Genomic DNA, 13,100 nt, shown 5'->3' on the forward strand with positions numbered 1-13,100 from the left:
TCAGCGCGCAGACCGTGGACCGCACCCCGCCGACCGCCCAGCAGGTCCTCGGCGAGATCACCGCCATGCTGGCGGCGCTGCTCGACGAGTACGGCCTCGACGAGGCCGAGGTCACCATGGCCACCCGGTTCACCGCGGACCTCGAACTGGAGAGCATCGACCTGGTGACCCTCGCCGGGCAGCTCCAGGCCCGCTGGGGCGACCGCATCAACTTCGCCGAGTTCGTCTCCGGCATGGACCTGGACGAGATCATCGAGCTGACCGTGGGCCGGCTGGTCGCGTACGTGGTGGAGCGCCTGAGCCCGGACGGGCAGGGCTGACGATGCCCTTCCTCGACCTCGACGGGCTGCGCTGCCACGTGCAGCGGCTCGCCCCGCCCGACGGCCGCCCGCCCGCCGCCACCGCCGTCCTGGTGCACGGCCTGCTGACCGACAGCATGGCCAGCCACTACTTCACCATCGCCCCCACCCTCGCCGCGGCGGGGCTGGACGTGCTGATGTACGACCAGCGCGGCCACGGCCGCTCCGGCCGACCGCCCACCGGCTACCGGCTGGAGAGCTTCGTGGACGACCTCGCACTGCTGCTCGAACGGTCGGCCGTCACAAGCCCGGTCCACCTGCTCGGCAACTCCTTCGGCGGCACCGTGGCGTACGGCCTCGCCGTGCGCAGACCCGCGGCGGTGGCGAGCATCCTGGCCATCGAGTCCGAACCCGCCTCCCGGGCCTGGTCCGTGAAGCTGGACGGCATCCTGCGCCGGGCCGGGACCGAACTGCTCGACGAAGCCACCCTGGCCTGGGTCGCCGACCGGCGCGGAGCGCACACCGCCAGGCTGGCCCGTTCGGCCGGCCGGCTGCTCGCCGCGACCTCGCTCGCCCGGGACGTCCCGGCGAGCCGGCTGCCGGCGGAGGCGGAGCTGCGGGCGATCCGCTGCCCGGTCCTGGCCGTCTACGGGACCGAATCGGACCTCGCCGAGCAGGCGGCCCGGCTGGACGCCCTGCTGCCGGACTGCCGCAGCTCCTTCGTGCCCGGGCACGACCACTCGGTGCTCGTGGAGAATCCCGTCGTGGTGGGCGAGCTGGCGCTCGGCTGGCTGCGCGAGCAGGGCGTGGAGCTGCGCCGGGAGCAGGCCGCCGTACCGGCCGGAGCGGGCGGCGACGACCGCACCGGGCCCGCACCGGGGCGGACCGGCCGGTGAGCCGCTTCCTGTTCGTCGTCCCGCCCCTCGTCGGCCACGTGAACCCGGCCGCCGGGGTCGCCGCCGAACTGGCGCGGCGCGGACACACCGTGGCCTGGGCCGGCGTCCCCGGCCTGATCACGCACCTGGCCGGACCGGACAGCGAGATCCACCCGTGTGCCACCCCGTCCCGCACCCCGGAACGCGCACCCGACCTGCGCGGGCCGGGCGCGCTGAAGTTCCTCTGGCAGGACTTCCTGATCCCGCTCGCCGAGGCGATGGCACCGGGCGTCGCCCTCGCGTGCCGGCGGTTTCGCCCCGACGTCGTCGTCGCCGATCAGCAGGCCCTCGCCGGCGCCCTCGTGGCCGAACGGCTCGGCCTGCCCTGGGCCACCTCCGCGACCACCTCCGCCGAGCTGACCGGCGCGCTCGACGACCTGCCCCTGGTCGCGGCCTGGGTCCGTGACCTGCTCGCCGGCCTGCGCGGACGGATCGGCGCCCCGCCGACGGCGACCGACCCGCGGTTCTCCCCGTACCTGGTGCTGGCCTTCACCACCCCGGACCTCACCGGGCCGGTGACCGCCGGCAGCGGGCCGGTCCACTTCGTCGGCCCCTCGGTCGCGCCCCGGCCGACGGCCCCGGCCTTCCCGTGGCACTGGCTGGACCAGGACCGCGCCACCGTGCTGGTCACCCTGGGCACGGCCAACGCCGACACCGGCGCCGCCTTCCTCACGGCCTGCCGGCAGGCGCTCCGGGCCCGCGCCACCACCCTTCAGGGCGTGATCGTCGACCCGGCCGGCGGGCTCCCGGCCGAGCCGCCGGACCCCGACCTGCTCAGCCTGCCCGCCGTGCCTCAGCTGGACCTGCTGCCGCACACCGCCGCGGTGGTCTGCCACGCCGGCCACAACACCGTCTGCGAGGCGCTCTGGCACGGCGTCCCCCTCGTGGTGGCCCCGATCCGCGACGACCAGCCGGTGATCGCCCATCAGGTCGCCGCGGCCGGCGCCGGCGTGCGGATCAGGTTCGGCCGCACCGACCCGGCCCGGCTCGGCGAGGCTGTCGACACCGTGCTCGGTGACCCGGCCCACCGGGCCGCCGCCCGCCGGATCGGCGACTCCTTCCGTGCCGCGGGCGGCGCCGCCGCGGCCGCCGGACGGCTCGAAGCACTGGCCGCGGCCCACCACCCGCCGGACACCGCCACCCCGGCCGAACCGAGGTCGACGGCCGAACGGAAGCCGCCGGCCGAACCGAAGTCGACGGCCGAACCGAAGGAGTCCCGATGAGCACGCAACCGGCAGCCCGCTCCCGGCAGGCCGCCGTCGCCGGCCTGCGCCCCGCCTACCGGAGCGAACTCGCCGACGGCACCGACCGGTTCTTCGAGCCGCGCCGCACCGACTGCCCCTGGTGCGGCGCCCTCTCCCTCCGGCTCCGGCTGCGCACCCGCGACCTCCTGCAGTACAAGCCCGGCACCTTCCTCCTCGACGAGTGCGGGGCCTGCGGCCACGTCTTCCAGAACCCCCGGCTCACCGAGGCGGGCCTCGCCTTCTACTACCGCGACTTCTACGACGGCCTCGGCGAACAACGGCTCGGCGCGACCCTCGGCACCCGCCGGAGTACGTACCGCGGCCGCGCCCGGTCGGTCCTCCCGTTCACCGCCGCGCCCGGCCGATGGCTGGACGTCGGCACCGGGCACGGCCACTTCTGCGAGACCGCGCGCGAAGTCCTCCCCGCGACGGTCTTCGACGGCCTCGACCTCAGCGAGGGCGTCGAACTCGCCGAACGCCACGGCCGCGTCACCCGCGGACTGCGCGGAACGTTCCCCGGACTGGCCGGCCGGATGCCCCGCCACTACGACGTGGTGAGCATGTTCCACTACCTGGAGCACAGCACCGAACCGGACCGGGAACTCGCCGCGGCCCGGCAGGTGTTGTGCCCGGGCGGGCTGCTGCTGATCGAAGTCCCCGACCCGCAGAGCCGCTACGCCCGTCTGCTCGGCCGGTGGTGGCTGCCCTGGCTCCAGCCGCAGCACCTCCACCTGGCCCCGGCGGCGAACCTGCGCCGGCGCCTCGGCGAACTCGGCTTCACCGTGCTGCTCGAACAGCACACCGAGCCGCACGATCCCGTCGACCTGCTGGCCGCCTGCTGGCTGCTGCTCGATGCGCTCGCCCCGCGCGAGGACGCGCCGTGGCGCGCGGGGCGGCCCCCGGGCCGGCTGCGGCGGGCGCTGCGCGCCGCCGTGTTCGTCGCCGGCGCACCCGCCCTGCTTCTCGCCGCGCTGGCCGACCGCCTCCTCGCCCGCGTCGCGGGCCCGGCGGGCCTCGCCAACGCCTACCGCCTGCTGGCCCGGAAGGACGTCGACGCGCCGTCCCGGCCCCCGGTCCGTCCGGGCGACGGGGCGGCCGGCCTCGATTAGGCTCGGCTGTGTCCCCGGTGCGGGTGGCGGCCGCCGGTACGGGGCCCGCCGTTCCGCGGCCGGGTGCCAGGAACGGGAGGACAGCCGATGTCCACTGACCCGGTCACGCCGGGCCCGGCCCGAGCCGACGACGGCCGCGGAGCCTCCGGCGCGTACGAGGCCGACGGCGGGACCGAAGCCGACGGCGCGTACGGGGCCGACGGCGAACCCGGAGTGTACGGCGCGTCCCTGTTCGAGCCGTGGAAGCCCGGCGAGGGCGAGCGGATCGATCTCGGCTCGCTCGCCTACGACCACGTCACCCGGGCCCGGCTGCGCGCCCTCGGGGCCGGCCCCGGAGTGCGCTGCTGCGACGTGGGGGCCGGTACCGGCACCGTCGCGCGCTGGCTGGCGACGGCCGCCGGAGCGGCCGACGTCCTGGCCGTCGACCGGGACGTGCGCTTCGTCGAGCCGTTCGCGGGCGGGGCGCTGCGCACGCTCACGGCCGACGTCTCCTCGCCCGGCTTCGACCCCGGCCGGTTCGACCTGGTGCACGCGCGCTTCGTGCTGATGCACCTGCCGGAGCGGCGCCGCGTCCTGGCCCGGCTGCGTGACCTCCTGCTCCCGGGCGGACACCTCGTCCTCGGGGACGCCGTCGACCTCACCACGGCGGCCCCGCCCGACACCTCCTACCGGCTCGCGATGCGTGCCATGTGGCGGGCGCTGCGCACGTCCATCGGCACGGACGTCGGCTGGACGCCCGACACTCCACGGCTGCTGCGCGAGCTCGGGCTCCGCGACGTCGGCGCGGAGGTGTTCGTCCCCGCGCTGGTGGCGGGCGCCCCGATCACCGCGTTCTGGCTGGACACCTGGGACCGCACCCGTGCGGCCATGCTCGCCACCGGGATCATCGACGCCGAGCGTCTCGCCGAGGCCCGGGAGTCGCTGGCCGCCGGTACCGTCGCGGACCTCTCGCCCGGCCTGATCACCACCTGGGGGCGGCTGCCCTGAGCCGCCCCGTCGGGTCAACGACGCCGACGCCGACGCCGACGACGGCGACGGCGAGGTCGGCTGTGGCGACGACCACCACGACGGTGATCACCGTGACGGCCGCAGCGGGCCGCCCGGGCCTCAGGGGGCGGTGAACAGCAGCGGGAACCCCAGGGCGAGCCACGGCTTGCGGCCCCAGGCCAGCACCTTGCCGCGGGCCAGCACGGCGAACGGGCTGCACCGGCCGAGCGCGAGCAGCAGGAACGTCACCGGCTCGGTGAGGATCGTGCAGTCCGCCCGGCCCGCCACCTCGGGGGAGACCTCGGCGACGCCGTCGCGGAAGGTCACCGTGAAGCGGCCGCCGCCGCGCACCCGCAGGTCGTAGCGGGCGGTGTGGCCGGCGGCGGTGCGGCCGTCGACCACCCGGGGCATGGCGGTCATCAGGAACGGCAGGGTCAGCGCCACGCGGTGCCGGTCGACCATGTGCGGGCGCCGCAGCGCGACCGCCAGGTCGTACCCGTGGCCGAGCATGTGGGTGAGCAGGTACGAGGCGAGCGTGCCGAGGTCCATCGGCCCGAGCGGGGTCAGCACCGGGGCGGAGGCGGGCCGCCCGGCGCACGAGTCGGTGAAGGCCCGGGCGTGCCGGACGATTGCGTCGGCGAGGACGGCCGCGTCACGCTCGGGGTAGGCGGCCAGGGAATCCTCGTTGGCCGCGGCCAGGCTGTCCGGGGTGCCGTCGCCGTAGCTGCGCTGCTCGCCGGCGGCCAGCGCGGCCATCAGTTCGTTGGCCAGGGCGAGGTGTGCGGCCGCCTCGCCGACGGTCCACCGGGCGCCGGGGATCGGGCGGTCGGTGCCGGGGCGGCTGCGGAGCAGCGCCGCGATGTCCTCGGCGACGCCGGTGACGGCGTCGAGGAGCGCGGTGCGCACGGTGTCCTGGGGAGCCGGGGCAGGGGTCATGGAGCTGAATCGTGGACCAGGCCCGCCCGGCTGTCCAGGGCTTCGGAGCAGGAGATTACCGGCGAGTACGTCCAGGCGGAGCCGGCCGGGCCGGGGTGTCCTCGGGAGGGCGCCTTCCGGCGCGCGGCCCGGCCCGCTCCTGTCGCATACCGGGCAAAAGGGGTGATTGTGGATGATCGGGTGAGAAGCATCACCCGGCTCCCGCGGCAGCCCCGGGCGGAGCGGCGCTTCCCCGCCGTGACGGGCCGGAGCCCCCTTGTCACGGGTCGCAAGGCCCGTCCGGTTCGGGACCAAGGGCCTGAATCCGGTGGACCTTCGGCCACGTCGGGAGCGGTCCGGAGCGGGCAACCGTGGACGGTCGCCCGGTAGGCCCGGGCGACGGGGCCACCCACCCGGGCGGCCCCGACTTCTGTCGTCTACCAGGCGTGCGACGTGCGGGAGCACCGCCGTACGCCCCGGAGGACCCGAATTCCATGTCCCGAACCATCGACAACGCCCCGTATACCGGCTTCCACCGGAGGCTGGCCCTGGCCTGCTCCGGTGGGCCGCTGCTCGACGGCTACATCCTGAGCATCGTCGGCGTGGCCCTGATCGGGATGCGCCCCGACCTCGGCCTCTCCACCGCCGAGGTCAGCCTGATCGGTGCCGCCGCCCTGCTGGGCATGTTCGTCGGGGGCGCGCTCTTCGGCGTGCTGACCGACCGGATCGGCCGGGAGGTGATGTACACCGCGGACCTCCTGGTGATGGTGGTCTGCTCGGTGCTCTCCTTCTGGGTCGACACGGTGTGGGCGATCGCCGTGCTGCGCTTCGTGCTCGGCCTGGCGGTCGCCGCCGACTACCCGATCGCGACCTCGCTGCTCGCCGAGTGGCTGCCGGCCCGTCACCGCGGCCGGCTTCTCGGGCAGCAGATCGTCGCCTGGTACGCCGGCTCCGTGCTCGCCTACGTGACGGGTTACCTGTTCCTGCGGTTCGGCGGGCAGGGCAGCTGGCGCTGGATGCTGGCCAGCTCCGCCGTGCTGTGCGTGGTGTTCCTGGTGATCCGGCGCGGTTCGCCCGAGTCGCCGCGCTGGCTGGCCGCCCACGGGCGGGTCGGTGACGCGGTGCGCGTGGTCGAGAAGCACCTCGGCGTCCGGGTGGACGGCCGGGAGCTGATGCCCGATCCGGCCGAGGCCGGCCGCCCCGGCGGTCTGCGCCTGCTGATGACCCAGCCCTACCGGCGCCGCACGCTCTTCTGCGGCCTGTTCTTCCTCTGCCAGGTCGGCCCGCTCTTCGCGATGCTGACGTTCGGCCCGCAGATCCTGTCGTCCTTCGGCATGCCCGGCGGCACCGTGCTGGACACGCTCGGCACCGGCCTGGTGAGCCTGGTCTTCCTGCTGGGCTGCTTCCCGGCGCTGCGGCTGATCGACACCTGGGGCCGCCGTCCGGTGATCATCCGGTCGTTCGCCCTGATGATCGTCCCGCTCGCCCTGCTGGGGGTCTGGCCGAGTGCGCCGGCCGCGGTGGCCGTCGTCGCGCTCTGCGCCTACGCGTTCCTCTGCGGCGGGCCCAATGTGCTCGACTGGACCTACCCGAACGAGCTCTTCCCGACCGAGATCCGGGCCACGGCGGTCGGCGTCGCGACGTCGGTCAGCCGGATCGGCGCGGCCGTGGGCACGTACCTGCTGCCCCTGTCGCTCACCGGGCTCGGCACCGGACCGACCATGCTGATCGCCGCCGGTACGACGGCCGTCGGCCTGCTGGTCTGCGTCCTGTGGGCCGAGGAGACGCGCGGTACCTCGCTGGGGGCGGCTGCGTCCTCCGCGAGGCTGTCCGGCGTGCCCGAGCAGCGTTCGCCCGAGCCGGTGAGCTGACGCGGGACGCCGCCGACCCCGGTGTCCCCGGCACTCCCGGTGTCCCCGGCGCCCGCCCCGTCCTGCCCGACCTCCACGGCCTCCCCGGTCAGCGGGCCGGGCGGGCCGGGCGGGCGGTGCCGGGGGTGCCGGGGACGGGGGTCAGGCGGTAGGCGTCGCCGTCGACGATCACCCGGCCGGCGGTGGGCGGGGGGAAGTGCGTGCCGAGGACGAGGCCGCCGCTGCCGGCGAGCGACCGCAGCAGGTCGTGGCGGGTGGCCCGCGAGCGGTCGGGGTCGATGTCGACGCAGCTGCCGATGGCCGGGTGCGCGAACTGGACGGGGTGGTGGATGCAGTCCCCGGTGACGAGGGCCGTCTCGCCGTTGCTGGAGAGCTGGACGGCCAGGTGGCCCGGGGTGTGGCCGGGGGTGGGGAGCAGCCGAAGGCCGGGGGCGATCTCGGTGCCCTCCGCGGGGAGGTCGACGAGGTCGAGCAGGCCGGCCTCCTCCACGGGGTGGACGGAGTCGCGGAACATCTGGCGGCGCGGTTCGTCCATGTCCTGGCCGGCCCAGAACTCGCGCTCGGTGCGGGAGACGAGGTGGCGGGCGCCGGGGAAGGTGGGGATCCACGCCCCGTTTCCGTCGGTGCGGGTGTTCCAGCCGACGTGGTCGGTGTGCAGGTGGGTGAGGATGACGAGGTCGACGGCGGCCGGCGGGTACCCGGCGGCGGCCAGCCGGTCGAGGTAGTCGGTGTCGAGGTCGTGCCAGGCCGGGTTGGCCCGGGTCTTGCCGTTGCCGATGCCGGTGTCGACGAGGACGTTCAGGCCGGCGACGGTGAAGGCGAAGGTGTGACTGTCGAGCAGGGGCCGGCCGTCGTGGTCGGCGAAGTCGGGGTGCAGCCACTGCTGCCCGCGGACGAGGTCGGGGGTGGCGTCCGGGAGGAGCCAGGGCCCGGTCTCGGGCGGAAGCAGCATCTCGTCGATGCGGTGGACGGTGATGTCGCCGACGGCCCACGTGGCAGCGGGGGCTGGTGTGGTGTCCTGCCGGTCGTTGGACGTGCTGAGCATGGTCCGGTGTGCCCTTCGTGGGGTGTCGTGCAGGCGGCCGGGGTGCGGGTGGGCGGTGGTGGCCGGCCTGCGGTGGCCGGTGCGGGGGTACGCGGGGCCGCTTCCTGGCTAAAGCTCTGACTTTACGTTAGCTGATCCTAGATCACGAAAATCCCTAAAGCAAAGGCGTAGCCTTTAGGGTGCGGTGGCAGTCCGCCGGCCCGGTCGGTCCGGCGCTCCAGACGCAACGATTCCCAATGATGTTGTCAAGCCCGAGAAGTGACTTCTCGTGACGGCCTCACTGTGACCGAGCCCTATAGCCGGCGAGCTGAGCCTCGGCGGTCGAGGGAGGTGCGACTGGTCGAGGTGGGTGTCACTTGGTCGCAGTATCTGGCGTCGCCCGATTGTGACCGGCGACTGAAACGACTGGACGCCCCGGCCTCGTACTGCCGGGGCGCCTGCGGCCGGTACGCGGTCGACGCTCCGCCTCCGTGCTCAGCCGTTCAGACGGCGCTTGCTGAGCCAGGCGACCATCTCGGGGTCGTGGTGGTCGAAGAACAGCGTGGTGCCGGTGTCGAGGGCGGCGATGGCGGCCAGCTGGTCGGCGGTGAGTTCGAAGTCGAAGACGTCGATGTTCTGCGCCATCCGGTCGGGGTTGACCGACTTGGGGATGGTGACGATGTCGCGCTGGATCAGCCAGCGGAGCACGACCTGGGCCACGGACTTGCCGTGGGCCTTGCCGATCTCGCTGAGGACGGGGTGGGTGAACAGGTCGTTCTTGCCTTCGGCGAAGCCGCCCCATGCCTGGTGCTGGACACCGTGCTCGTGCATGAGGGCGTGGTCGGTGGTCCGCTGGAAGAAGGGATGGGTTTCGATCTGGTTGACCTGCGGGACGGTCTCGTTGTTGAAGATCAGGTCCAGGAGGCGGTCGGGGTAGAAGTTGGCGACGCCGATCGCTTTGGCCAGGCCCTCGCGGTTGGCGGCCTCCATGGCGCGCCACTGGCCGTAGACGTCACCGAAGGGCTGGTGCATCAGGTAGAGGTCGACGTGGTCCAGGCCGAGCTTGGTCAGGGAGGTCTCGATGGCGCGTCGGGTGTTGTCCTGGGCGGGTGCGTCCTGGACCCAGAGCTTGGTGGTGATGAACAGGTCCTCGCGGGGGATGCCGCTGTTCTTGATCGCGTGGCCGACGGCTTCCTCGTTGCCGTAGGCGGCGGCGGTGTCCAGCAGCCGGTAGCCGGCAGCCAGGGCGTCCGTGACGGCCTGCTCGGTCTGGTCGGCCGGGATCTGGTAGACGCCGAAGCCGAGGATCGGCATCCGGACGCCGTTGTTCAGAGTGACGTGCTGCACGGTGTTCTCCATGTCGTTCGGGAGGCTGGGGCCTCTCCCGGTCGGGGTCTTCGAGCGCGGTTCCCAGAGTGGCCCGCCTGCCCCCGGGCGCCCGGCAACCATGGGGCGAGTCGCGATCTGCTGCGCGAGCCGCGTCGGCACAGTGCCGTGCAAGCAGGGGCATGTCCTCCAGCGAACACCACCCGCCGCGTCCGCAGCGTACGGAAGCAGACCCTGACGAGGTCCCCCATGCCTCCGCTGCGCGCGGTGCCCGGCCGTAGGGTCGGGGTATGGACCGACGCAGCGAGATCCGCGACTTCCTCACCACTCGCCGCGCCCGCGTCACCCCCGAGCAGGCCGGCCTCACCCTCTCCCCGCTCTCCGGCGCCCGCCGCGTCCCCGGCCTGCGCCGCGAGGAAGTCGCCCAGCTCGCCGGCGTCAGCGTCCCGTACTACACCAGGCTGGAGCGCGGCGACGCCCGCGGCGCCACCGACGCGGTCCTGGACGCCATCGCCCGCGCACTTCTGCTCGACGACGCCGAACGCGCCCACCTCTTCGACCTGGTCCGCGCCGCCAACGCCGTCGGCGCGACCACCGGCACCCCGCCCCGGCCTACCCGGCAGCCCGTCCGCGCCGGCCTGCGGAACCTGGTGGAGTCCATCGGCGGCGTTCCTGCTTACATCCGCAACGGCCGCCTGGACCTGCTCGCCGGAAACACCCTGGCCCGTGCCCTGTTCGCCCCGGTCTTCGACAGCCCGGCCCGCCCCGCCAACTCCGCCCGCTTCACCTTCCTGGACCCCGCCGCTCCCGCGTTCTACCCCGACTGGAACGCCGTCGCTGACCAGAACGTGGCCACCCTGCGTGCCGAGGTCGGCCGCAACCCCTACGACAAGGCCCTGTCCGACCTGATCGGCGAGCTGTCCACCCGCGGCGATACCTTCCGCCAACGCTGGGCCCGGCACGACGTCCACCACCACCGCGCCGGCGCGAAGCGCATCAACCACCCCCTCGTCGGCGAACTCACCTTCACCTACGAGACCACCCAGCTCACCACCGACGACGGGCTGTACCTGATCCTGTGCAACGTCCCGCCCGGCAGCCGCGACGCCGACGCCCTCAACCTCCTCGCCAGCTGGAGCACTCCCCACCCGGCGCCCGTCACACCTGACGGCGGCCTCCGCAGGAGCGGTGACGGGTAGAACGACCAGCGGACGCAGGTGACAAGTGCGGCGATCAAATGGTGGAGCCCGAAGGACGCCGCCTGGGCCTCGATTGACCGCCAGCTGAAGCGCTCAGTCACCATCACGCCGCTGCGGCTGTCATTCGCTCGGAGGCTGCCTGGAAAGTGCGGTGGTCGCGTATGAGAGCCCAGAGCGCGTTGAGACGACGCCTGGCGAGTGCAAGGACTGCCTGCTTGTGGGACTTTCCCTCCGCGCGCTTCCGCTGATAGAAGGCCTTGGACTCGGGGCAGTGAATGGCAGCGGCCTGGGCCGAGAGGTAGCACATTCGCAGCAGGCGTCGGCTGTAGCGCCTTGGCCGACGCAGATTTCCGCTGATCTTGCCGGAGTCGTGAGGGACAGGGGCAAGCCCTGCGACCCCGGCAAGGCGGTCGGCACTTCCGAAGGCGTTCATGTCGCCGCCAGTAGCGGCGATGAACTCGGCGCCGAGCAGGTTGCCGATCCCGGGCATGCTGGTGATCACCTCGGCGTCGGGGTGCTCGCGGAACCTGGTCTCGATCATGGCGTCCAGTCCTGCGATCTCCTCATTGAGGGCCGTTACCTCCCGGGCCAGGGCGTGGACCATCCTCGCGAAGGTCTTCTCCGCGGCGACGGCCGTGTGTTGAGCCTCAGCGGCGGTCACCGCGGCGTCGGCGGCGATCCTGGCGTAGTCGGCGCGGACTCCGCGGTTGTTCAACCAGGTGGCGAGCCTCCCCCGGCCGACTCGTCTCAGGGCAGCCGGTGTCTGATAGCCGGTCAGCAGTGTGAGCGCGCTCTTGGAGGTGCTGTAGTCGAAGGCTCGTTCTAGAGCGGGGAAGTACTCGAGCATCTGGGCGCGGAGCCGGTTGATGGCCCGGGTGCGGTCGGCAGCGAGGTCCAGACGCCGAGAGGTGAGGATCCTTAGCTCGATCGCGATCTCGCTGGTCTCCCGGAGCGGCTGGAGGTCGCGCCGCATGCGAGCTTGATCGGCGATGATGAACGCGTCCTTCGAGTCGCTCTTGCCGTCGCCCCGGTAGGAGCCCGAGGCGTGGTGCACGCTCCGGCCGGGGATGTAGAGGACTTGTTGTCCGTGGCTGACCAACAGTGCGATCCACAGTGCTGCCCCGCCGGAGTTCAGGTCGACTGCCCAGGTCACCGGATCCCCTTTGGCAAGCTCAAGCACGTCACCGAGCAGTTGCAGCAGCTCGGCCTCGCTGTTCGGCACCCGGCGGGACAGGTGAGTCTTCCCGTTGGCGTCGATCGCCGTGCAGTGGTGCTCTGCTTTGCCAGCGTCCGTTCCGGCCCAGAGTTCGGGCACCAGCTCCTCCTTGCGTTGTCCGCAGCTCCCTGTCCCAGCAGACGACTTCGCCGGCGCGTCCATACAAGCGATCTTCTTCGCGTATCCCAATCAGCGGCCGAGTCGTCGCGGGGCGTCGGGTGGCCAATCGTTGCAAGCCACGACAACGGCTCGATGTTGCCAGCCATACCCGGCACCCCTGGGTGCCCCGATCTTACGAAGGACCAGGATCAGCCCACGAAGAAGGTATGGATGTTGCTTTAAGGTGGCCCCGTGAGCCGCAAGCCCAGTGTCCGTCCCGGAGGGCGCAGCACCCGCGTCCAGCAGTCCGTCCACGACGCGGTGCGCGAGCTCGTCGCCGAGACGGGCCGTGACGCCCTGACCGTCCCGCTGATCGCCGCCCGCGCCGGCGTGACCCCCTCGACGGTCTACCGTCGGTGGGGCACCGTCGCCGAGCTGCTCTCCGACGTGGCCGTCCAGCACCTGCGCCCCGACGCCCCGCCCGGGGACCACGGCACCCTGGCCGCCGATCTGGCCGCCTGGGCCGAGCAGTTCCTCGACGAGATGGGCTCGCCCTCCGGCCGGTCCTACCTCCGCGACGCCCTGCTGGGTGATCCGGACGGCGGCAACGCCGGGCGCTGCTCCGACTTCGCGGCCGACCAGCTCGGCGCGATCCTCGGCCGGGCGGCGGAGCGCGGTGAGCCGGCCCCGGGCGTCGAGGCCGTGCTCGACGGCGTCGTCGCCCCGATGATGTACCGGATCCTCTTCCGCCCCGGGGGCCTGGACGGCGCCTACGCGCACAGCCTGGTGGCCACGCTGCTCACCGGGCCGGCCTGAGCGGGGTTTCCCGCCCGGGCCGGCCCGGTGAGGACCGGTGAGGACCGGCGAGGAGCCCGG

12 protein-coding genes are annotated in these 13,100 nt (G+C 73.3%); 8 read left to right on the forward strand and 4 right to left on the reverse strand.

Annotated elements, in window-relative coordinates:
* Positions 1-65: 65 nt before the first annotated feature.
* From OH807_RS39980 to OH807_RS40000, 5 genes are all read left to right on the forward strand, one after another.
* Entirely contained in the window at positions 66-320 is a 255-nt protein-coding gene (locus OH807_RS39980; RefSeq protein ID WP_406211433.1) for an acyl carrier protein, read from the forward strand.
* 2 nt (positions 321-322) lie between these two features.
* Positions 323-1,195 (forward strand): alpha/beta fold hydrolase, encoded by an 873-nt coding sequence (locus tag OH807_RS39985; RefSeq protein WP_406210029.1) that lies wholly within the window; start codon positions 323-325, stop codon positions 1,193-1,195.
* Positions 1,192-2,457: a glycosyltransferase gene (locus tag OH807_RS39990; RefSeq protein ID WP_406210032.1), complete on the forward strand. Its 1,266-nt coding sequence runs from the start codon at positions 1,192-1,194 to the stop codon at positions 2,455-2,457. The genes OH807_RS39985 and OH807_RS39990 overlap by 4 nt, the downstream gene beginning before the upstream one ends.
* Positions 2,454-3,587, forward strand: a complete 1,134-nt coding sequence (locus OH807_RS39995; protein WP_406210035.1) for a class I SAM-dependent methyltransferase — start codon at positions 2,454-2,456, stop codon at positions 3,585-3,587. The genes OH807_RS39990 and OH807_RS39995 overlap by 4 nt, the downstream gene beginning before the upstream one ends.
* Positions 3,588-3,674: 87 nt before the next feature.
* Complete coding sequence (locus OH807_RS40000; protein WP_406210038.1) at positions 3,675-4,574, forward strand: class I SAM-dependent methyltransferase; 900 nt, start codon at positions 3,675-3,677, stop codon at positions 4,572-4,574.
* Between the two features lie 120 nt (positions 4,575-4,694).
* On the opposite strand, the gene OH807_RS40005 is transcribed toward OH807_RS40000, so the two are convergent.
* Positions 4,695-5,510 carry a maleylpyruvate isomerase family mycothiol-dependent enzyme gene (locus OH807_RS40005; protein ID WP_406210041.1) on the reverse strand — a complete coding sequence of 272 codons (816 nt, stop codon included), beginning with the start codon at positions 5,508-5,510 and terminating at the stop codon, positions 4,695-4,697.
* A gap of 473 nt (positions 5,511-5,983) precedes the next feature.
* On the opposite strand from OH807_RS40005, the gene OH807_RS40010 reads away from it, so the two are divergent.
* A complete protein-coding gene (locus OH807_RS40010; RefSeq protein WP_406210043.1) occupies positions 5,984-7,360 on the forward strand; it encodes an MFS transporter in 1,377 nt (458 codons plus the stop codon).
* Positions 7,361-7,448: 88 nt separating this feature from the next.
* Here OH807_RS40010 and OH807_RS40015 read toward each other — a convergent pair whose 3' ends face one another.
* On the reverse strand, positions 7,449-8,405 hold the full coding sequence (locus OH807_RS40015; protein ID WP_406210045.1) for an MBL fold metallo-hydrolase: 957 nt from the start codon (positions 8,403-8,405) through the stop codon (positions 7,449-7,451).
* A 474-nt stretch (positions 8,406-8,879) separates the two neighbouring features.
* Positions 8,880-9,731, reverse strand: a complete 852-nt coding sequence (locus OH807_RS40020) for an aldo/keto reductase (protein ID WP_406210048.1) — start codon at positions 9,729-9,731, stop codon at positions 8,880-8,882.
* Positions 9,732-10,000: 269 nt separating this feature from the next.
* Between OH807_RS40020 and OH807_RS40025 the strand changes: the two genes are divergently transcribed.
* Positions 10,001-10,909 carry a helix-turn-helix domain-containing protein gene (locus OH807_RS40025; RefSeq protein WP_406210051.1) on the forward strand — a complete coding sequence of 303 codons (909 nt, stop codon included), beginning with the start codon at positions 10,001-10,003 and terminating at the stop codon, positions 10,907-10,909.
* Between the two features lie 103 nt (positions 10,910-11,012).
* Here OH807_RS40025 and OH807_RS40030 read toward each other — a convergent pair whose 3' ends face one another.
* On the reverse strand, positions 11,013-12,224 hold the full coding sequence (locus OH807_RS40030; protein ID WP_406210054.1) for an IS110 family transposase: 1,212 nt from the start codon (positions 12,222-12,224) through the stop codon (positions 11,013-11,015).
* Between the two features lie 252 nt (positions 12,225-12,476).
* Here OH807_RS40030 and OH807_RS40035 point away from each other — a divergent pair, with 252 nt between their 5' ends.
* Entirely contained in the window at positions 12,477-13,040 is a 564-nt protein-coding gene (locus OH807_RS40035; RefSeq protein WP_406210057.1) for a TetR/AcrR family transcriptional regulator, read from the forward strand.
* Positions 13,041-13,100 lie beyond the last annotated feature (60 nt).

The sequence above is a fragment of the Kitasatospora sp. NBC_01560 genome (genome assembly GCF_045208415.1).
Classification (GTDB): domain Bacteria; phylum Actinomycetota; class Actinomycetes; order Streptomycetales; family Streptomycetaceae; genus Kitasatospora.

What these genes read in the sequence shown, in the direction of transcription:
- OH807_RS39980 (WP_406211433.1), top strand. Translation starts at nt 66, where the DNA reads ATGCTGGCGGCGCTGCTCGACGAGTACGGCCTCGACGAGGCCGAGGTC.
- OH807_RS39985 (WP_406210029.1), top strand. Translation starts at nt 323, where the DNA reads ATGCCCTTCCTCGACCTCGACGGGCTGCGCTGCCACGTGCAGCGGCTC.
- OH807_RS39995 (WP_406210035.1), top strand. Translation starts at nt 2,454, where the DNA reads ATGAGCACGCAACCGGCAGCCCGCTCCCGGCAGGCCGCCGTCGCCGGC.
- OH807_RS40000 (WP_406210038.1), top strand. Translation starts at nt 3,675, where the DNA reads ATGTCCACTGACCCGGTCACGCCGGGCCCGGCCCGAGCCGACGACGGC.
- OH807_RS40005 (WP_406210041.1), bottom strand. Translation starts at nt 5,510, where the DNA reads ATGACCCCTGCCCCGGCTCCCCAGGACACCGTGCGCACCGCGCTCCTC.
- OH807_RS40010 (WP_406210043.1), top strand. Translation starts at nt 5,984, where the DNA reads ATGTCCCGAACCATCGACAACGCCCCGTATACCGGCTTCCACCGGAGG.
- OH807_RS40015 (WP_406210045.1), bottom strand. Translation starts at nt 8,405, where the DNA reads ATGCTCAGCACGTCCAACGACCGGCAGGACACCACACCAGCCCCCGCT.
- OH807_RS40025 (WP_406210051.1), top strand. Translation starts at nt 10,001, where the DNA reads ATGGACCGACGCAGCGAGATCCGCGACTTCCTCACCACTCGCCGCGCC.